This is a genomic window from Vallitalea sp. (assembly GCF_025211055.1).
In the GTDB taxonomy this organism is placed as follows: Bacteria; Bacillota; Clostridia; order Lachnospirales; family Vallitaleaceae; genus Vallitalea.
The window spans coordinates 117709-138369 of the sequence record NZ_JAOARO010000088.1 but is presented as its reverse complement, the minus strand read 5'-3'; the positions used below and the strand labels follow the sequence as shown (position 1 = coordinate 138369).

Annotated in this window: 13 protein-coding genes; 3 read left to right on the top strand and 10 right to left on the bottom strand. The window is 32.3% G+C overall.

Translation table 11 applies throughout. The features are described from left to right. Positions 1-16: 16 nt before the first annotated feature. From N4A55_RS13950 to N4A55_RS13920, 7 genes are all read right to left on the bottom strand, one after another. On the bottom strand, positions 17-1498 hold the full coding sequence (locus N4A55_RS13950) for a pyridoxal-phosphate dependent enzyme (protein WP_293757446.1): 1482 nt from the start codon (positions 1496-1498) through the stop codon (positions 17-19). 19 nt (positions 1499-1517) lie between these two features. Continuing rightward, positions 1518-2006, bottom strand: coding sequence for a xanthine dehydrogenase subunit XdhC (gene xdhC / locus N4A55_RS13945; RefSeq protein ID WP_113674988.1), 489 nt, complete (start codon positions 2004-2006; stop codon positions 1518-1520). Then, positions 2006-2887, bottom strand: a complete 882-nt coding sequence (xdhB, locus tag N4A55_RS13940) for a xanthine dehydrogenase subunit XdhB (protein ID WP_293757444.1) — start codon at positions 2885-2887, stop codon at positions 2006-2008. The genes xdhC and xdhB overlap by 1 nt, the downstream gene beginning before the upstream one ends. A 119-nt stretch (positions 2888-3006) precedes the next feature. Further along, on the bottom strand, positions 3007-5286 hold the full coding sequence (gene xdhA, locus N4A55_RS13935) for a xanthine dehydrogenase subunit XdhA (protein WP_293757442.1): 2280 nt from the start codon (positions 5284-5286) through the stop codon (positions 3007-3009). Positions 5287-5321: 35 nt separating this feature from the next. Next, the gene (ygeW, locus tag N4A55_RS13930) at positions 5322-6515 is read right to left on the bottom strand and encodes a knotted carbamoyltransferase YgeW (RefSeq protein ID WP_293757440.1); all 1194 of its coding nucleotides are present in this window, start codon (positions 6513-6515) and stop codon (positions 5322-5324) included. A gap of 27 nt (positions 6516-6542) precedes the next feature. Further along, a complete protein-coding gene (locus tag N4A55_RS13925) occupies positions 6543-7745 on the bottom strand; it encodes a YgeY family selenium metabolism-linked hydrolase (protein WP_293757438.1) in 1203 nt (400 codons plus the stop codon). Between the two features lie 73 nt (positions 7746-7818). Continuing rightward, positions 7819-8454: a helix-turn-helix transcriptional regulator gene (locus N4A55_RS13920; RefSeq protein WP_293757436.1), complete on the bottom strand. Its 636-nt coding sequence runs from the start codon at positions 8452-8454 to the stop codon at positions 7819-7821. Positions 8455-8801: 347 nt separating this feature from the next. Between N4A55_RS13920 and ssnA the strand changes: the two genes are divergently transcribed. From ssnA to xdh, 3 genes are read left to right on the top strand one after another with little or no spacing between them, the layout of a single operon-like run. Then, the gene (gene ssnA / locus N4A55_RS13915) at positions 8802-10127 is read left to right on the top strand and encodes a putative aminohydrolase SsnA (RefSeq protein ID WP_293757435.1); all 1326 of its coding nucleotides are present in this window, start codon (positions 8802-8804) and stop codon (positions 10125-10127) included. A 14-nt stretch (positions 10128-10141) separates the two neighbouring features. Next, positions 10142-13147 (top strand): putative selenate reductase subunit YgfK, encoded by a 3006-nt coding sequence (gene ygfK, locus N4A55_RS13910; RefSeq protein WP_293757433.1) that lies wholly within the window; start codon positions 10142-10144, stop codon positions 13145-13147. A 5-nt stretch (positions 13148-13152) separates the two neighbouring features. Continuing rightward, on the top strand, positions 13153-15723 hold the full coding sequence (gene xdh, locus N4A55_RS13905) for a selenium-dependent xanthine dehydrogenase (RefSeq protein WP_293757432.1): 2571 nt from the start codon (positions 13153-13155) through the stop codon (positions 15721-15723). A gap of 130 nt (positions 15724-15853) precedes the next feature. Here the strand turns inward: xdh and N4A55_RS13900 are convergent, their stop codons facing one another. From N4A55_RS13900 to mocA, 3 genes are all read right to left on the bottom strand, one after another. Then, positions 15854-19057: a binary toxin-like calcium binding domain-containing protein gene (locus tag N4A55_RS13900; RefSeq protein ID WP_293757431.1), complete on the bottom strand. Its 3204-nt coding sequence runs from the start codon at positions 19055-19057 to the stop codon at positions 15854-15856. Positions 19058-19294: 237 nt separating this feature from the next. Beyond that, positions 19295-20080, bottom strand: coding sequence for a selenium-dependent molybdenum cofactor biosynthesis protein YqeB (gene yqeB / locus N4A55_RS13895; RefSeq protein ID WP_330666410.1), 786 nt, complete (start codon positions 20078-20080; stop codon positions 19295-19297). Next, entirely contained in the window at positions 20073-20657 is a 585-nt protein-coding gene (gene mocA, locus N4A55_RS13890) for a molybdenum cofactor cytidylyltransferase (RefSeq protein WP_293757428.1), read from the bottom strand. The genes yqeB and mocA overlap by 8 nt, the downstream gene beginning before the upstream one ends. Positions 20658-20661: the final 4 nt, after the last annotated feature.

Here is a 20661-nt window from a genome sequence, read left to right as displayed (position 1 = left end):
ACATACCTTCTTTTTTTTATTCACATTGTCTTACTCTTTCATTGAATTCCTCAATCAATTCATCCAGTCTATCCACTTGTTTGGTTATATTAGCCCAATAATCATCGTTATACCACTGTTCTAATATTTCATCATATGTTTTTCCTTGTTGTTCTATCCAAGTATAATACTTAAGATTATGAACGGTTCTTCTTTCTCTGTAATTCAATTCTTTGAAGTAATCAGTATTAATGCCTTTAAAATATCTTTCCATTACACCATAAGCATCACATGAAGTAAAAGCTCCTCTTTCTTCATTAAGCTCTACTAATCTACTCTTATACATATCTATTGAATCTGTTAACACAGTAACTAGAATATCGTCTTCGGTTAGTTCAAAGTATTTGGCAAATTTTATAGCAGATATTATATTAGCAGCACCTGAGATTCCTACAAGGTTCAATTGTTCAATAATCTCATCACTTACACCATTGGCTTTTAATACTTTATGACCTTCTGGTTCATTAAACATCCTTATCCAATTCATTGTAGCTTCGTCATCTATTGCCGTAACTGCATCTGTATTCTTGATATTATGGATCCATGGTATATGTTTGTCGCCAATACCCTCTATTCTATGTTCTCCATAACCATTCAAAAATATTGTTGGGCATTGTAATGCTTCACTGGCTGCAATTTTGAGGTTTGGATATTTTTTCTTGAGATAATCACCAGCTGCAATTGTTCCACCAGAACCAGTTGCACTAATATACCCTCTGAATTTACTATCTTCATTCATTTCAACATCAAGTATTTCTTCAATAGCTTTACCAGTAACTTCATGATGCCATAGATAGTTACCGAATTCATCAAATTGATTGAAAATCATTAGGTCTTCCCCAGAATTTCTTAATTCCCAACATTTGTCAAATATTTCTTTTACATTACTTTCACTACCTGGAGTAGCAATTGTGTCACCAGCTACATTCTTCAACCATTCGAATCTTTCATTACTCATGCCTTCTGGTAATATAGCAATGGAATCACAAGCTAGAAGAGCTGAATCATAAGCACCACCTCTACAATAGTTACCAGTTGATGGCCAGACAGCTTTTTGTTTAGTTGGGTCAAATTGTCCTGTCACTAGTCTAGGTACAAGACATCCAAATGCAGCTCCAACCTTGTGTGAACCTGTTGGAAACCATTTACCGCATAAGGCTATTATCTTAGCTTTTACACCAGAAATTTCACTAGGTATACATAAATAATTGACATCCTTATATAAGCCACCCATTTCTTTCGTATCATTATGCCATCCAATCCTAAAAAGATTCAATGGATTAAGATCCCATAGCCCAACATCTTTGAGTTTTTCTTTTATATCATCTGGTATAAGACTTGGATCTTTTAATTGAGCTAAAGTAGGAATGATAATACCTCTTTCCTTAGCCCTCTTAACTACATTTTTAAGCCTTTCTTCATTAACAGTTAGATCAATTACATTATATTTATTCTCCATGATGATAATACCTCCTATATTATATATTTTGGTTATTCATACGGCTCTTCTTGACGTTTTCTATTGCATTTATTATATTTTCATATCCTGTGCATCGACATAAATTACCTGACAGATGCTTCTTAATCTCTTCTCTTGTAAACTCCTTATCACTTTCTAAAATAGGCATTGCTGACATTATGAATCCTGGTGTACAAAAACCACATTGAACTGCTGCTTCATCTATAAATGCTTGCTGTATATCAGATATATTTCCATCTTCATCCATCAGACCTTCAAGTGTACGTATTTCCTTACCTTCAGCCCATATAGCCAAATAAATACATGAATCAAAAGTCTCTCCATTGATAAGGACAGTACAAGCACCACACTCTCCAACTTCACAACCTTTTTTTACGCTTGTTAGATGAAGCTTATTTCTAAGTACATCTGCAAGAGAATCTCGATCATCTATTATAATATTTCTAGGTTCATCATTTACAATAAAGTTCAATTCTACATTAGCCATTATAATACCCCTCCAGATTTAATTATTGCTTGCTTTAGAGCACGTTTACTTAATTCTTTGGCAAGTTGGAGTCTAAGAGTTTTTGAAGCTCTCCAAGAATCACGAGGATTTACCTCCTCCATTGCCATCGCCCCAAACTTTTCAAACATTTCATCAGCTATTTCCATATCTATAATTGATTTTTCAGTCTCTAAGCATCTCATTGGAACAGGACCAGCAACACCATATGCCAAATGTACATCTTCGATCTTTGCTTTATCCTCACTCAGTTTACATGTAACAGAACACCCCAGTGTTGCAATATCCATTGCACCCCGCATAGCATATTTTATATAACAACCTGTAAACCCTTGATAATTTTCTTTTGTTATATATATTGCCGTAAGTATCTCTCCTTGTTTCAGTACTACTTTTCCAGGTCCTATATAATACTCCGATATGGGAATGATTCTTTTTCCATCTATGCCTGTGATTTCAAGCTGAGCATTAAGCGCAAACAAAGTTGATGCACTATCAGCACTTGTAACTCCGTTAGATATATTTCCTCCAATAGTTCCTATATTCCTTATTTGAGGACCTCCAACTTGCTCTACCGCTTCTCCTAATACAGGTATATGTTTCTTTATTATTTCATCATTAGTTATATGTGAAAAACTTGTAAGAGGACCTATCTTTATCCTTCTATCTTCATCTATAGATATCCCTCTGAGTTCATCTAATCCATAAATACTTACCAGCGAACAACCTAATAATTTACCATTATGTATTTTTATAAGTATGTCACTTCCACCTGCAATAATCAAAGCTTTTGGGTTCCCCAATAGATGCTCTATTGCATCTTCTACAGAAGTAGCCTGATATATATTCTCTATATCATACATCTTATTTCTCCCTTCAATCTTATTATCTAACTCACTAATTACCGAAGGTTAATGTATTATAATCACGCATGACCACATCTCAGGGTAAGGCAAGTGATTATAATACTTAAATCTAACCTTTAAATGAGATTATCCTTAATAAACCTTTCAACCAGTCTTTGAGGTGTTAATGGTAAAGTATTAAAATTAACACCAGTAGCATGATATACTGCATTTCTGACAGCAGGAGCAACAGGAATTGCAGGTGGTTCTCCTAGCGCTTTATTTCCGAATGGACCGGATACATCATATGTATCAACAAACTCAGCCTCTAAGTGAGGTGTATCCATTACTGTTGGCAACTTATAATCTAGTAAATTGTTATTCAATGGTTTACCAGTCTTTTCGTTAAATAATAATTGCTCACTTAAACCATATCCCAAGCTCATACTCATTCCACCATGTACTTGTGCTGCGGCAAGATCAGGATTAAGAACTTTACCACAATCATGGACATTGATTACTCTATTGACTTTAATTTTTCCAATAGCCATATCTACTTCAACGTCAGCAAAACATACTCCAAAAGAAAAAGTATTAGACTTACATTGGTTAGTTATATCAGCTGTAATGTGAACCGATTTTTCTGTGTTATAAAATGCATGTGTGGCAACTTCTTCTAAAGAAGCCAAAATATCACCATTTTCTTTTTTAATGATCATACTATCCTTCAAATCAATATTAGAGGGTGGTAGTTTCAACATAAAATTAGCATGTTTTATTATTTTTTCTTTTAAAAGAAGTGCTGCTTTTTTAGCAGCCATTCCTGATACATATGATTGCCTTGACGCATAAGCACCAGAATCATAAGGTGTTACATCAGTGTCCTGATTACTTATTATATGTACATTTTTAGTAGGAATATCAAGTACTTCTGATACCATTTGACTGAATATAGTATCAGCACCTTGACCTATCTCAGTAGCTCCCATTTGTAATTGAACAGTACCATCCTGATTAAGAACAATTCTACACGAAGCTGTTTCTAACAATATAGGGTAGACCCCTGTAGCATAACTGAATATAGCCATCCCGACACCTTTACGCATGGGTCCTGTTTGATTCTTATATTCTTCTATCTTGTTATCCCAATCAATATATTTTTTTCCTGCTTCAATACATTTTAGAAGTCCGTAACTATGACACTTAATACCATTATCTTCAAAATCAGGTTTCATCATATTAAGCTTTCTAATCTCAATAAGATCAAGATTAAGTCCCCTAGCTATTTCATCAATATGGGATTCTAGAGCAAAAGTTATTTGTGGTATACCATAAGCTCTCATAGCTCCTGCTACAGGCATATTTGTAAATACACTATACATATCTGTCTTGATTGCTTTCTCATCATTATATATCTGCTTACAAGCATTACCCGCTTTAGAAGTTATACTATGACCATGAGAAGCATATGCACCTTTGTTACTATAGACTTCAATCTTCCTTGCTACGAATCTCCCATTAGGTCTTACATAGCTTTTGATTTTTATCTTCATAGCATGACGTACACGTGTATTAACAAATGATTCCTCTCGTGTTATATCAAGTTTTACACATCTTCCACCTACTGATTTTGAAAGATAAGCATTAAGAGGTTCATAAAGTGCATCTTGTTTATCGCCAAAACCTCCTCCAATATATGGTTTTACAATTCTAACTTTCCCCCAGCCAATTCCCAGTGCTTGCCCAACTATTCTTCTGATGATATGCGGAATTTGGGTTGAGGTCACAACTACCATTCTCCCTGACTCAGCATAAGAATATGAAATTGGTGTTTCCATATGACAATGCTTAACCATTGGAGTTATATATTCACCTTCAAAAGATATTAGACCTTCTTCTTTTATTGCTTCTTCATAATCACCTATTTGGTAATTAGAATGGGTAAGAATATTATTAGGAAAATTATCATGTATAGGTCTTGAACCTTCTTCCAAAGACGAACCTATAGACATTAAGGGCTTATATTCTTCATATTCAACCTTGATTAAATTAAGAGCTCTTGAAGCTGTTACATCATCTTTGGCTATTACTGCAGCAATATCATCACCATAGTATCTAACTCTTCTATTAAGCAACTTCCTATCTGCAATATCTGCATGGTGTATATCGAGTGACAAAGGGTGCCCCGATGTTGGAAATGTTATGTCAGGAACATCAAAACAAGTTACTATCTTCACTACTCCTGGAAGTTTTGACGCTTCTTTTATATCTATGTCTTTAACCAACCCATTAGCTATGGTACTATGGAGTACTTTTGCAACAAGGACATCATTAAGTGGAATGTCATCTGTGTATTGTGCACGTCCTGTAACTTTTTCAAAAGCATCTACTCTTTTAACACTTTTTCCAATGCTCATTTTTCCCTCCTTGATATGCAACTTTATTTTTGAAATTAATCTAATTTACGTTTTTTAGGATTATTATATAAATTAGTGAATAATTCAGCAGGATTTTTTATTTTACTAAGCAGTATCATTGCAGCAATAACATAAGGTTTATAACTAGCTTGCTTATATAGAGGAATACGATATCTATTAAATACTGAAGCCGCAACTTCACCTGCTTCACAACTTATATCTGTTATATCAGCTGGTAAACAGTGCATATAAATAGCCTTTTTATCCTTAGTCATACGCATTAATTCTTCCGTACACTGCCAATCTTTGTGCTCTTTATTTCTAGCTAACAGTTCTTTTTCAAGCTTATCAATACCATTCATATCACCTATACCATATAGTTTAGTACGCTTTTCCATAGCAGCAAAAGGTGCCCAGCTTTTTGGATAAACGATATCAGCATCTTTGAATGCTTCTTTCATGGAATTGGTTTTTGTGAATGTTCCACCTGATTCTAAGGCATTGTGTTTAGCTACCTCTTCAACATCTGACATTATTTCATATCCTTCAGGATGAGCTAATACTACATCCATACCCATACGAGTCATTAATCCTATTATTCCTTGAGGGACTGAAAGTGGTTTCCCATAAGATGGTGAATAAGCCCAAGTCATTGCTATTTTTTTACCTTTTAGATTTTCTATTCCATTGAAATGATGAATTAGATGAAGCATATCAGCCATTGTTTGAGTTGGATGATCAATATCACATTGTAAATTGACTAGTGTAGGTCTTTGTTCTAATACCCCATCTTCATTACCTTGTTTCACATACTTAGAAAAATCACGTATGTACTTATTTCCTTTTCCTATATACATGTCATCACGAATACCAATCACATCAGCCATAAAAGATATCATATTAGCTGTTTCCCTAACTGTTTCCCCATGAGCTATCTGTGACTTACCTTCTTCAAGGTCCTGTACTTCCAATCCCAACAGATTACAAGCTGAAGAAAAACTAAACCTTGTTCTGGTAGAATTATCTCTAAATAATGATATACCAAGTCCACTATCAAATATTCGGGTTGAGATGTTCTCTTCCCTTAGATAACGGAGAGTATCAGCTACAGTAAATACAGCTTCTAATTCATCTCTTGTCTTTTCCCATGTTAAAATGAAATCATTATTGTACATGTCACTAAAATTCAACTTTTTCAACTTATCAATATAATTATTAATATCTCTCATCTTATTCTCCCTTTCACGGTCTATTTATTATTTAGATTCTTCAAGGTACATAGTTGGTAAAGCAGCATATACAGCAGCACATCTAACTAAATCAGCTTTCCAAGTCTTTTCATTAGGTGCATGAGCTTCCTCTTCTTTTCCTGGTCCAAATCCTATACATGGAATATTGTATCTACCCATTATAGAAACACCATTTGTGGAAAATGTCCATTTATCAACTTTTGGTTTACCAAACATTCCTTCATAAGCTTTTACCATAGCTTTTGTAGGAGAACTATCTTCTGGTATTACCCATGTTGGAAAATAACAATCTGTTGGATAAGTAAGATTAGTCCAGCTTGGTCTAGTATATTTATACATACTTACCACAGCTTCATACTCTTTTACTTTTGATAACTGTCTAATTTCATCTAGAGCCGATTCATAAGTCTCTCCATCTGTCAAACGTCTATCTATAGAAATAGCACACATATCTGCAACTGCACATCTGGATGGAGAATTAAAAAATATTTCTGATACAGCAAGAGTTCCTTTTCCTAAAAATTCATCATAATGCAATCTATCATTAAGTTCTTTTACTTCTTCTATAATCTCAGCCATTTTGTATATTGCATTATCTCCTCGTTCTGGAGCTGAACCATGACAGGATACACCCTTAACGTCTACACGAATTTCCATTCGCCCTCTATGTCCTCTATAGATATTACCGTTAGTTGGTTCAGTAATTACAACAAATTCAGGTTTTATCTTATCTTCATTGATTATGTACTGCCAGCACAATCCATCGCAGTCCTCTTCTTGTACCGTTCCAGTTACCAATACTTTGCATTTATCATTTATTAGTCCTAGATCTTTCATAATCCTAGCACCATAAACACTAGATACTATCCCACCTAATTGATCTGAAGAACCTCTGCCACCTATTTCTTCATCATTTTCATAACCTTCATAAGGGTCAAAATTCCAATTACTCATTTCACCAAGTCCTACAGTATCTATATGTGCATCATAAGCAATCAGAGTTTCTCCACTACCCATAAATCCAAGAATATTACCCATATTATCAAATCTAACTTCTTCGAATCCAACTTCTTTCATTTCTTTTTCAATACGTTTAATAACCTTCTCTTCCCGACAGCTTTCTCCAGGTATTGCTATCAAATCCCGTAAGAACCTAGTCATCTGTTTTTCATACTCATTAGCTTTCTTTTTTACCTCATTAAAATCCATTAATAAAAACCTCCTCAAGTTTATATTTATCCCATTAATTCTCAAAATATTTTACTGAGATTAATTATAGTGATTATCTTTTAACATCTATATAATTATAGATACTGTATTTTGATATCCCAAAATATTTAGATATTTTATCTCCTGATTTTGTTATTAGAAAAGCACCGGCATTATTTAAGAATTGAATGGACTTTATCTTATCTTCTTTACTCATTAATGCTACAGGTTTCCCAATCAATTTAACTGATTGCTCAATTAAATTATCTAATAAATCATTTACATTCTGTGGTATCTCTTCTACCTCATTTTTTTCTTCCTTAGATTTAAGTAAACTTTTTATAGAGTTTTCTGCAATAGTAAGCTCTGTAATATCATAGTTAATACAAAAAATTCCTATAGGCTCATCATCTTCATCTCTAATATATATACTACTAGATTTTAATATTCTTCCGTCATGACTTTTTGTCAAATAACCTATAGAATCTTCTAATTTGTCTTCTTCGTTAGTTATTGTGTCTAGTACTATATGGGATGCACCATCTCCAATTTTTCTATTGGTAACGTGACCATTTTCAATCTCTATAATGGTCTTTTGCAAGGTATCGGATTTCAAATCATGTATGACTACTTCACAATTCTTTCCAAAATGATGCACTATTCCTCTAGCTAGCCGTTTTAAAAAATTCAAATTAACATTATTATCCATTACAAAATCCTTTCAAAAGTTACTTTATTATGATTTTAGTATATCACCATAAAATTAATTATTCAATGATTATTGCAAAAATATTTTTATTTTGCAAAAATATTTTTATTTTCTTTGACTTTTGCTACTATTGGTGGTAGTCTGTTAATATAATATTATGCACATATTTTATAGATAGTTAACTAATATATATATGAATTATGTCATATATTATATTTTTAATATAATTAGTTATTTTATGTGATTTAATTAATATAATTTAGCGACTAACATGATAACTATCATCTTAATTAAGTCATATTCTAAATAATGTTAATATAATTAATGGTATTATAAGGAGGGTTTATATGATTTTATTGGGTAATGGGAAATTGATAACCAGAGATGGTACTAACCCATTTATTGAAGATGGCTGTCTATGTATAAAAGATAATCTGATCTACGATTTGGGAACCACTAAAGATATGAAAGAAAAATATCCAAATGAAGAATTTATTGATACAAAACAAGGATTGATTATGCCAGGTCTTATTAATACACATCATCATATCTATAGTTCTTTTGCTAGAGGGTTATCCTTGAAAGGATATCATCCCAAAAAGTTTTCAGATATTCTTAAAGGTATGTGGTGGAAAATTGATAAACATCTGACTCTGGAGGATGTTAAGTATAGTGCTTATGTAACGTATATAGATTGTATTAAGAATGGTGTAACTACTGTATTCGATCATCATGCAAGCTATGGTGCGACAACTGGAAGTTTATTTGAGATATCAGGTGTGGCACATGAATTAGGATTACGTACTTGTCTTTGCTATGAGGTATCAGACCGTAATGGCAAAAATGAAATGATTCAAGCAGTTAAAGAGAACACCAATTTCATTAACTCCACAAAACAGGATACCAGCGATATGCAAAAAGGTATGATGGGATTACATGCTGCCTTCACTCTTTCTGATGAAACTTTATATCATATAGCAGAAAATGTACCAGCTGATACAGGATATCATATCCATGTAGCTGAAGGCGTCGAAGATTTGTATAATTCTTTGAACAAGTATAATAAACGTGTTGTCAATCGTTTATATGATATGAATATACTAGGTTCAAAAACTCTTGCCATTCATTGTATTCATATAAATCCATTAGAGATGGATATTCTGAAAGAAACGGATACAATGGTTGTACATAATCCTGAGTCTAATATGGGTAATGCTGTTGGTTGTACTCCTATATTAAAAATAATGGATAATGATATTGTTCTTGGACTTGGAACAGATGGTTATACCAGTGATATGCTAGAATCCATGAAAGTAGCTAACATATTACATAAGCATCACAACAATAATCCTTCTGTAGCATGGGCAGAAGTTCCTAAGATGTTATTTGATAATAATGCAGAAATAGCTAATCGTTTTTATGAGAAGCCATTAGGGATACTAAAAAAAGGTTCATATGCTGATGTAATCGTATTAGACTATAACCCATTCACCCCACTTGATGAAAATAATATCAATAGCCATATTCTATTTGGTATGACTGGTCGTAACGTAAAAACAACTATGATAAATGGTAAGTTACTAATGAAAGATAGAGAACTACTAAATATAGATGAAGCTAGTATATTTGCAAAAGCAAGAGAACTGTCAACAGCTTTATGGAAAAAATTTTAACAGGGGTGTGAAAAATGAATGATAGAATGGATCCTATTCCATTTGAGAATATTATAGAATGGATAATAGATGAATATAGTAGATTGGGCACAATATTTGGAGTAAGAAAATTTGTACATATTGATAGTAAAGATAATATCGAATTGTTTGGTGAACATATGGAACTTCCTTTTGGTCCAGCTGCCGGTCCACATACTCAACTTACACAAAATATTATTGCTTCATATGTGGCTGGATGTAGATTTTTTGAATTAAAAACTGTACAGACCTTAGATGGTGAAGATTTATGTGTAAATAAACCATGTATTAATGCAAGAGATGAAGGCTATAACGTTGAATGGTCAACAGAGTTAACAGTAGAACAAGCCTTAGAAGAATATGTTAAAGCGTGGTTTATTCTTAAGTTGTTATCAAAAGAATATGGCTTCGGTGATGAAAACGGTTTTATCTTCAATATGAGTGTTGGATATGATTTTGAAGGTATATCATCTCCTAAAATAGATGCTTTCATTGAAGGTTTGAAAGACGCTTCTTTCTCTCCTATTTGGCTCCAATGTAAAGAATATACTTTAAAGAATATAAATAGATTCAATAATATAGATAAGGAATTTGTGCAAAATATCTCCCCTAATATATGTACTTCCATTACTTTATCAACCCTTCATGGATGTCCTCCTGAAGAAATAGAACGTATAGCTTCATATCTGTTGGAAGAAAAGCATTTGAATACTTTTGTAAAATGTAATCCTACTCTACTTGGTTATAATTATGCACGTTTAACTCTAGATAAAATGGGTTATGATTATCTAGTATTTGATGATTTTCATTTTCAGGATGATTTACAATATGAAGATGCTGTACCAATGATTAAGCGTCTATTACAAATGGCAACTAAGAACAACTTGACATTTGGAGTGAAACTAACTAATACTTTTCCAGTAAAAATAGCTCATGATGAACTCCCTGGTGAAGAAATGTATATGTCAGGACGTTCATTATATCCTCTTTCAATAGCTCTTGCCTACAAATTAGCGGAATCTTTTAACGGTAACCTTAAGATTTCTTACTCTGGTGGTGCTGATGCATATAACATAGATAAAATTGTGAAGGCAGGAATATGGCCAATAACTATTGCTACTACCCTGCTAAAGAATGGTGGATATGAACGTTGCATACAACTAGCTGATAAATTAAGAAATCTAAACCCTGATAATTACGCTAAAATAAGTCTATCAGCTATAAAAGAATTAAAAGAAAATGCAGTAATTGATCCTTATTATAGAAAGCCGATAAAACCTTTACATAATAATAAAATAAATAAAAAAGTTCCTCTAGTTGATTGTTTTATATCCCCTTGTAAATTAGGCTGTCCTATTAACCAAGAAATACCTACATATATTAATCTCATGGGTAAAGGTAAATACAAAGATGCACTAAAAGTAATAATTGATAGGAATCCTCTTCCCTTCATAACTGGTACTATATGCAGTCATCCATGTACAACTAAATGTACCCGTAATTTTTATGAAGAACACATTAAGATACGTGACGTGAAATTAGAAGCGGCAAAAGCAGCATATAATGATATTATGAATGAGTTAAGTTCACCTATTACAAAATCTCATACAAAAGTAGCCGTAATAGGAGGAGGTCCAGCAGGATTGGCAGCAGGATATTTTCTTGGTAGATGTGGCATGAATGTAACTATATTCGAAAAAAGAAAATCCTTAGGTGGTATTGTAAAACACGTAATACCAGAATTCAGAATATCATCAGATTCCATCCAAAAAGATATTGAACTTATTAAGAAAATGGGTATTGAAGTAAAATTAGACCATGAACAAAATAATATTGAAGAATTGAAAGAAAAAGGATATAAATATATATTACTAGCAGTTGGTGCATGGAATCCTGTAAATCTAAAAATAGATAACGGGAATCCTATTGATGCACTAGATTTTCTAGAGAACATAAAAAATGGAAACAAAGAATATGAATTAGGTAAAGATGTTGTTGTAATTGGCGGAGGCAACACCGCTATGGATACAGCAAGAGTTGCAATAAGAGTTAAAGGAGTTAATAATGTATATCTAGTTTATAGAAGAACCAAAAAATATATGCCTGCCGATGAAGAAGAATTGCTGCTAGCTACTGAGGATGGTGTAATAATCAAAGAACTACTCTCCCCTGTTAAATTCAAAGAAGGTAAATTATGTTGTGAAGAAATGAAGCTAGGAGAAATTGATAGTTCAGGTAGACGCAAACCAATAAAAACAGGAAATAAAGTTAACATTCATGCAGATTCAATTATCTCTGCTATTGGTCAAAATACTGATACCTACCTATTCAAATCTAATGGAATCAAGGCAGAAAATAATAATGTAATAGTAAATGAAGAAACATGTGAATCAAATATTGAAAATGTCTATGTTGTAGGTGATGCCCTTCGTGGTCCGTCAACAGTTGTAGAATCTATTGAGGATTCAATAAAATCCTCTTTGTCTATTATGGATAAGGAAAATATAAAAGACAAAGGTTTCAGTACTTACTTTAATAAACAAAACATGGAAGATGCCTATGTTAAAAAAGGTACTATAGAAAAATTTGATGATATAAAAAATGAAAGTAAGAGATGTCTTGAATGTAATATGGTGTGTGAAACATGTGTTGATGTATGTCCTAATAGGGCTAATCTCTCACTCACTGTTCCTGGCAAGTCCATGTCACAGATTATACATATAGACAGCTTATGTAACGAATGTGGTAACTGCGAAGTATTCTGTCCATATGATAGTGCACCATATAAAGATAAATTCACCCTTTTTAATACAGAAAAAGATTTCTTAGAAAGTAAAAATCAAGGATTCTATATGTGTAATAACAATGGAAGTGAATGCAGAATTAGGCTTAATGATGAGATCCTGAAGATTGACCTTAACAACGATGATAATACACTACCTGCAGATATTAAAAACATAATAACTACTGTAAATGAAAAATATAGTTTTCTAATGAGGTGATTTCGATGCCAGATTTTATTGTTAATGGACAACGTGTTTTTGTACCAAAGAAACAGAAATTGATCAATTATCTAAGAGATACATTAAATCTTACTTCCGTTAAAAATGGATGTATGGAAGGTTCATGTGGAGCATGTATGGTACTGGTTGACGGTAAAGCAACTAAGTCATGTGTTTTATGGACTGATAAGTTGAATGGAAAAGATATCTTAACTGTAGAAGGTTTTTCGGAAAGAGAAAAGAATGTATACAGCTATGCATTCAAAGAAGCTGGTGCTGTCCAATGTGGTTTTTGTACTCCTGGTATGGTTATTAGTGCAAAAGGATTGATAGATAAAGTGCCTGACCCTAATGAAGAACAAATAAGGGAGGCAATAAAAAACAATATTTGCCGATGTACAGGTTATGTGAAGATAGTAAAAGCAATAGAACTAGCTGCAAAATTATTAAGAGAAAATACTAATATACCAGAATGTTCTTTCACTGGTCTTGTGGGAGAAAACATGCACAGAGTTGATGCCATCTCAAAAGTACTTGGGGAAGCAGAATATGTAGATGACATGCGTATTGACGGTATTATATATGGAAGCTGTCTTAGAAGCAAATATCCTCGTGCAATTGTAAAAAAAATCAATACTGGTAAAGCTGAAAATCTGGAAGGTGTCATATCAATAATTACTGCAAAAGATTTACCAGGCTCACCTAAGATTGGTCATCTAAAGAAAGATTGGGATATACTTATACCAGAAGGAAGTCAGACAAGATGCTTAGGTGATGCTATAGTACTGATTGCTGCAGAAACAAAAGAAATTCTAGAACAAGCAAAATCACTGGTTGATATTGAGTATGAAGAACTAAAACCTGTCAAATGTCCAGCAGAAGCTTTAGCAGACAACGCTCCTCTACTTCATGAAGACGGTAATATCTTATCCATAGAACATCTAGTTAGAGGAAATGCAGATGAAAAAATCAAGAATTCCAAGTATGTTGTAACTAACCATTACAGTACTCCTTTTACAGAACATGCCTTTTTAGAACCTGAATGTGCAGTTGCTGTTCCTGAAAAAGATGGTAAAATAACAATTTATTGTGCTGATCAGGGTATCTACCAGACACACAGAGAATGTACCGAAGCATTAGGCTTAGATAAAGATAATGTAAGAGTTATCAGTAAAATAGTAGGTGGAGCATTTGGTGGAAAAGAAGATATGACAGTTCAACATCTTGCAGCTATACTAGCATATAAAACTCATAGACCTGTAAAAGTTTCATTTACACGAAAAGAAAGTATACTAGTACACCCAAAACGTCATGCAATGGAAATGGATTTCACAACAGCTTGTGACGAGAATGGTTATCTCACAGCTATGAAAGCTACTATCATATCTGACACAGGTGCTTATGCATCCCTAGGAGGACCTGTACTCCAAAGGGCATGTACTCATGCTGCTGGGCCATATAATTATCAAGATGTAGATATATTAGGAAAAGCAGTATATACCAATAACCCACCTGGTGGGGCTTTTAGGGGTTTTGGTGTTACTCAGAGCTGTTTTGCTACTGAAAATAATATTAACCAATTAGCAAAGTTAGTTGGAATATCACCCTGGGAAATACGATATAGAAATGCTATAAGACCAGGTCAGATACTTCCTAATGGTCAAGTTGCTGATGAATATACAGCTTGTGCTGAAACATTAGAAGCTGTAAAAGAAGATTTTGAAAATGAAAAATATGTAGGTATAGCTTGTGCTATGAAAAATGCAGGACTTGGGGTTGGTGTCCCAGATACAGGCAGATGCAGATTGATAATTAAAGATAATAAAATATATACTCATACAAGTGCAGCTTGTGTTGGTCAAGGCCTAGCGACAGTTATTACTCAAATGATTTGTCAAGTAATTAATATATCACCTAATAATATTGTACATAGTACCCCTGATACCTATTTGACTCCTGATTCTGGTAATTCTACTGCTTCTAGACAAACAGTTTTTACAGGAGAAGCTGCAAGAATAGCGGCAATCAAATTACAAAATGATCTGAAGGATAAATCATTATCAGAATTAGAGGGTAAAGAATATTATGGTGAATACACCTGTGTAACTGATCCTTTAGGTTCTGACAAGGAGCATCCTTACAGTCATGTTACGTACGGTTACGCTACACATGTTGTAATACTAAATGATATTGGAACTATAAAAAGAATTGTAGCATGTCACGATGTTGGAACTCCAATTAATCCAAAGTCCATTGAAGGACAAATTGAAGGTGGAACCGTCATGAGTCTTGGCTATGCACTAACTGAAAGTTATCCTTTAGATAATTGCAGACCTACTGCTAAATTCGGTACATTGGGACTGTTCAAGGCTAATAAGGTTCCAGAAATCAAACCCATAATTATAGGCAAAAAACATAAGGGATTGGCACATGGTGCAAAAGGTATTGGAGAAATTTGTTCTATAGTTACAGCACCAGCTGTATCTAATGCATATTACAACTACGATAATAAATTCAGAACTAGCTTACCCCTTATTAATACTCCTTACAGCAAAAAAAATAGTATAATCTATTAAAAAAAACACTCCTTCTTTCAATAATCCTGAGATTTACTTATCTCAATTATTGAAAGAAAAGAGTGCATTTAAGTTAACTTACACAAAATTAGATATTTCTAAAAAGATTATTTACACTAAGTTATTACTATTAATATCTTTGAACAACTGCCTTATCGATATTTCCACTTCCATCACCAAATACTTTAAGTTTAATGGTATGAGTACCATGCTCTAATTCTTTACTAAATATTAATCCTGTTTTCTTACCAATACTTCCAACATATTTGCCATCAATATATACCCATCCACATGCATCATTTTCGTCTCCTCCAAATATGCCTCCATATAGGTCTATTTTTTTACCTAAAAATTTTAATTCCATTTCTGCACAATCATTATATTTAAGTGCTTTAGTATAGTGAGTACTTGAATCAGAATTCCAATAATTATCAAATTTAAATTGATTAATGTCATTTCCAACTTCAGAATCCTGTACAGTTATATACCTTGGTATTGTAGGAATATTATTTTTGCGTTTACCTATCTCTGCATGACCAATGGTTACCGATTTACCTGTACTATTAGTATCATTTTCTCCCAATACTTTAATTTTTAATGTATGATCACCTTGTGATAACCTATGGCTACTGTAAAGAATATCTATTCCTGAATTATTAGAACTATTAGATATCTCAGCAATATATCTATCGTCAATATATACTTGTGCTCTTCCTTGTCCAGAACCCTTGTAACCATAAACAACTATTTTTTCTCCTTTAAATTTGATACTAACAGTAGCATCCTTAGTCTCACTTGTTGCATAATCTCCTTTATAATGTGAATCATTCTTTTTAAAACTCCAACCACTACTATAATCAAACTGATTTAAATCTTTTCCTTTATCAGATGTATTTACTTTTGTATAATTATATGTATCATCTACATTCTCATGATTAATAGCATATGAATCTAATACATTAGTTAAGAAATTATTAGGACCCATCCAGTTTTTTCTATTATATTCATATCTAGACATATCTGTTAATATGTTTCTGAATTTAAATGAAACTGGTACTTTTATTATTTTGCCGTTGAAATATTCAAATGTTAATGTACCACGTTTATTGATAAATTCTTCATCATATGTTACATCAGGATTTTTTGTGCTCAAAATATATTCATTATCTGAATATTTATTCGGATCAATATTATGTCTGTTGCATACATATTTATACGGTACGTCGTTCTCACCCCAAAATTCAGGGTCATTTGAAAGTCTCATAAGTTCCTTATTATGATAATTAAACTTAATATTCTTTAATTGTGTATATGGATTTTGAAATTTGAATTTAAAAACCGTTAATGGCTCTACAAATCTTCTTGATAATTCATTTATTCCATAATCCGTATAGATATCTTCAATTATTGGAGCTTGGATATTGTTCTGATCTTTTTCTAAGCATTTAATATATATTTTCATTCCAGGTCTTAGCAACATATTTAAGAATTTTTTACCGCTTTGTTGGGTTAATTTATTTTTAGTATCTTCAGTAAAACCTACTACAATATTTGACTTATCCATTATGTAACCATTAAGTACTAAATTATTACCATTTTCTACAGCCCCATAAGCAATTTTTAATGCTTCTCCTATAGTTATGTCAGCCTTTGACATACTTACGATATTATCATTACCTCTTGCAGCTACATTTCTAATTTGTACTCCAGTTTCCTTTGAATCTAGTATAAATTTTGCTGTTGTCTTTTCTATTTTTGTAATGTAATCATTCCATTCATTTCTAGTAGTAATATTACCATTATCATCATAATATGCAATCTTTCCTCTTAACTGGTTAGTTTCGACTCTAAAATTACCTGCCTTTTGTAAAGTCTCAACTGTAGCTTTATCAAGAGTCATTGTCTGTGTTCCTTTTTCATCATATGTATTCATTGCTATAGCAGATTGACCTTGTTTAGGATATGACTCGTCAGGCATTATGTCAGGTACTCTTGACGGTAATTGATTAATTGAATATAGTGTATCATCTATTCGTCCCTTTTCCACAACTAATGATATAACAGGTCTTGATCGATATATTGGAGCTGTACCTATATTTTTGAATCTTACGTTAATACCAAAATATGCATTGATCCCTTCATTCATACCTATTGATTTTGTCCATGATTTCTCATTTGTATTTTGATTTGATTTATTCCAAGTAGTTGTATTGGCTTCTGAATGAGTATATGAATGAGAATGACTTGCACTTGCATTAATACCATTTGTACCAACTTCTAAAGACTGTGTTATAGAATGAGAATGTTCATTAGTAATTGTTTTGCTTCCACCAGTATCTGTTGTAACCGATACAGTATCTGAACCTCCTGTTCCACTGTTAACATCTTTATTTAATGAAATATTAAATTTCTCTACTTCAGTTGCGATAATTGGATATGCAGAAACTAATGGATGACTTGCTTCTTTTGTTACAGTAGAATCCATCTTTATTTTTGATGTCTCCATATAATCACTATAAGGATCATCATCTGTACTCCACATATTAGGTGACGTTACATACTTAGTATATAACCCTTTATATGAATCTTTCCATATAACGTGTGTTGGCACACCATTTTTATCAGGTATTACACAATATCCAGCAGATTCCATGCTATCAGGTATTGAATCATTATCTGTATCTATAACAGGATTAGAAGATCGTGGACTATTAAATAACATCTTTCTATCAAAAGATAATTCCTGTTTTTCGGCTTCCTTATTAAAAGTAGGAAGAACCAAACTCTTGTTAGGTATTATTACATTAGTATCATTTGATGGAGTTTTCCAATAAAGCAAAAGCTTCGTTTGTGGAGTTTGGTTTGATGATTTATATGTAATACTAACTTCGTATTGTGTATCTTTATCTAAGTTTATTTCAGTATTAATTTCTTGCCCGTCAATCATTACAACAGCATTACTATAAGATGTAGATAATTCGTACTTACCACTTTGTTGTGGTGTAATATATCCATACCAATAAGCAGAATTTATATCAGTATTCTCATCTTTAGAAATACCTAAATTCCCATTAACGACTGGTTTTATTGTTGCTACATCATTGAAGTCGGAACCTGTATAGTAATAACCCATTAAACCATGACCTTTTATTAACTCTTCATTTTGGTTATATTCTACATCTTGTTTTTTCTCTTCTCTGTTTACTACATCCTTATTTTCTTTCATCTCAACAGAATTTTCATCTGTAAAATTTTGTTCATTTGCATATGAAGTTAATCCAATATTAATTACCATAACAAACACTATTAATAGAACTTTTATTCTTCTGCTCATAATACTTATCTCCTTTTCTTTATATATATTTTTTTGTCATACCTCTCATTCAATTACTTGTGCACAAAGTCATTGAACAATACAAAGATACAAAATATTTTGTGTATTGCAATTGTATAATTAATTTTGATTTTTGTATATAGTAATTGATCGAAATGGGTCTAAACTTGTATAAAAAAGATTTAGATATAAAGTAAGGATAAATTATTTACATAGGTCATTATATTATTTAATTTGTCATAGTGTTAATATAGCTTCAAGAACTCCTCCAGCTACTGCTCTTGCCTTATCTGATATAGTAAAACAATAATCAATTTTTCCTCTAGGATCTACATCTCCGATTTTAAAATTTTCTGTAACATGTAAACCGCTTTTTATCAATCCTCTTATTACTCCATCTATAGGAGCTAATATGGGAAATTCATTTACATATCCTATACAATCACCTTTATTAACCGTATCACCTATCTTCGCTGTAGCACTTACATTACCTTCATGAGAAGAACGTATAACCCTCTCGTGGGTGTATCCTTCTATATTACCTGGAATACCAGTATTCTTTTGTGGCTTCCCACTATAAATTACTTTACCTAGATCATGTCCTCTATTTGTCTCAATGACAGCATGTACATCTTTGCCTGCTGTAAATCCTGGACCTAAACCTATGACAATAGGTGCCATCTCCATATTAGTACCCATATTCTTCTTAGCTAATATTGCATCTATCACAATATCTGGTTTTAACTGATAAATACTTTTACCATATTCATCAACTAGAATCGGAATAATATTATTATTCAGATATTTCTTAATGTCGTTAACATCATCTGCTCTAACTGCCTTAATATTTTCTATAGTAATTTCATTATCAAATAATGCATTTGCAAATGAAACTGTTCTTCGTATAACAGTTGGTTTATCTATCTCTAGGACTACAACTCTGAACCCGCATTTTGTAAGCCTATGTATAGTTCCACTTGCAATATCTCCTCCTCCTCTTACTACAACTAAACCTCTATTCATTATCATTCAACTCCTTAATAATTAAATAATCTTCTTTTGTGTCAATGTCCAACCCCCATTTATTTTCAGTTATATCTAAATAATATACTTCTTCTTTATTATCATTAATTATATTTCTACCACCGATATCTCCAGTAATTTTAAGAAAATCATTTTTCCATTTAGAACCAAAGATTACTGGATTACCTCTTTCACCATTATATCTTGGAACGATAATACTTTCTTTTTTATAATTGAATGTTGTTATCAAATCTTCAACGACATGGGAATTAATAAATGGCTGATCACCATTAATAAACATATATGCATCTGTTTCAGAAGCTTTCATAATAGCACATTTAATTGAACTGCTCATACCTGTTATAGCTGATTCGTTATAAACATGTTGTACATTATAATTTTCAGCTATTTTTTTAATATCTTCATTTTGATAAACAAGTATAATTTCTTTGAACTCACTTTTAATTATTGTTTCTATTACATGGGCAATTATAGGTTTACCATCTAATTTAATCAATAATTTTTCGCTACCGAACCTTCTAGAAAAACCTGCTGCTAGGATAATAGCTGTTACCAAAATT

What these genes read in the sequence shown, in the direction of transcription:
- ygfK (WP_293757433.1), top strand. Translation starts at nt 10,142, where the DNA reads ATGAATGATAGAATGGATCCTATTCCATTTGAGAATATTATAGAATGG.
- N4A55_RS13925 (WP_293757438.1), bottom strand. Translation starts at nt 7,745, where the DNA reads ATGGATTTTAATGAGGTAAAAAAGAAAGCTAATGAGTATGAAAAACAG.
- ssnA (WP_293757435.1), top strand. Translation starts at nt 8,802, where the DNA reads ATGATTTTATTGGGTAATGGGAAATTGATAACCAGAGATGGTACTAAC.
- ygeW (WP_293757440.1), bottom strand. Translation starts at nt 6,515, where the DNA reads ATGAGAGATATTAATAATTATATTGATAAGTTGAAAAAGTTGAATTTT.
- xdh (WP_293757432.1), top strand. Translation starts at nt 13,153, where the DNA reads ATGCCAGATTTTATTGTTAATGGACAACGTGTTTTTGTACCAAAGAAA.
- yqeB (WP_330666410.1), bottom strand. Translation starts at nt 20,080, where the DNA reads ATGAATAGAGGTTTAGTTGTAGTAAGAGGAGGAGGAGATATTGCAAGT.
- xdhA (WP_293757442.1), bottom strand. Translation starts at nt 5,286, where the DNA reads ATGAGCATTGGAAAAAGTGTTAAAAGAGTAGATGCTTTTGAAAAAGTT.
- N4A55_RS13950 (WP_293757446.1), bottom strand. Translation starts at nt 1,498, where the DNA reads ATGGAGAATAAATATAATGTAATTGATCTAACTGTTAATGAAGAAAGG.
- N4A55_RS13920 (WP_293757436.1), bottom strand. Translation starts at nt 8,454, where the DNA reads ATGGATAATAATGTTAATTTGAATTTTTTAAAACGGCTAGCTAGAGGA.
- xdhB (WP_293757444.1), bottom strand. Translation starts at nt 2,887, where the DNA reads ATGTATGATATAGAGAATATATATCAGGCTACTTCTGTAGAAGATGCA.
- xdhC (WP_113674988.1), bottom strand. Translation starts at nt 2,006, where the DNA reads ATGGCTAATGTAGAATTGAACTTTATTGTAAATGATGAACCTAGAAAT.
- N4A55_RS13900 (WP_293757431.1), bottom strand. Translation starts at nt 19,057, where the DNA reads ATGAGCAGAAGAATAAAAGTTCTATTAATAGTGTTTGTTATGGTAATT.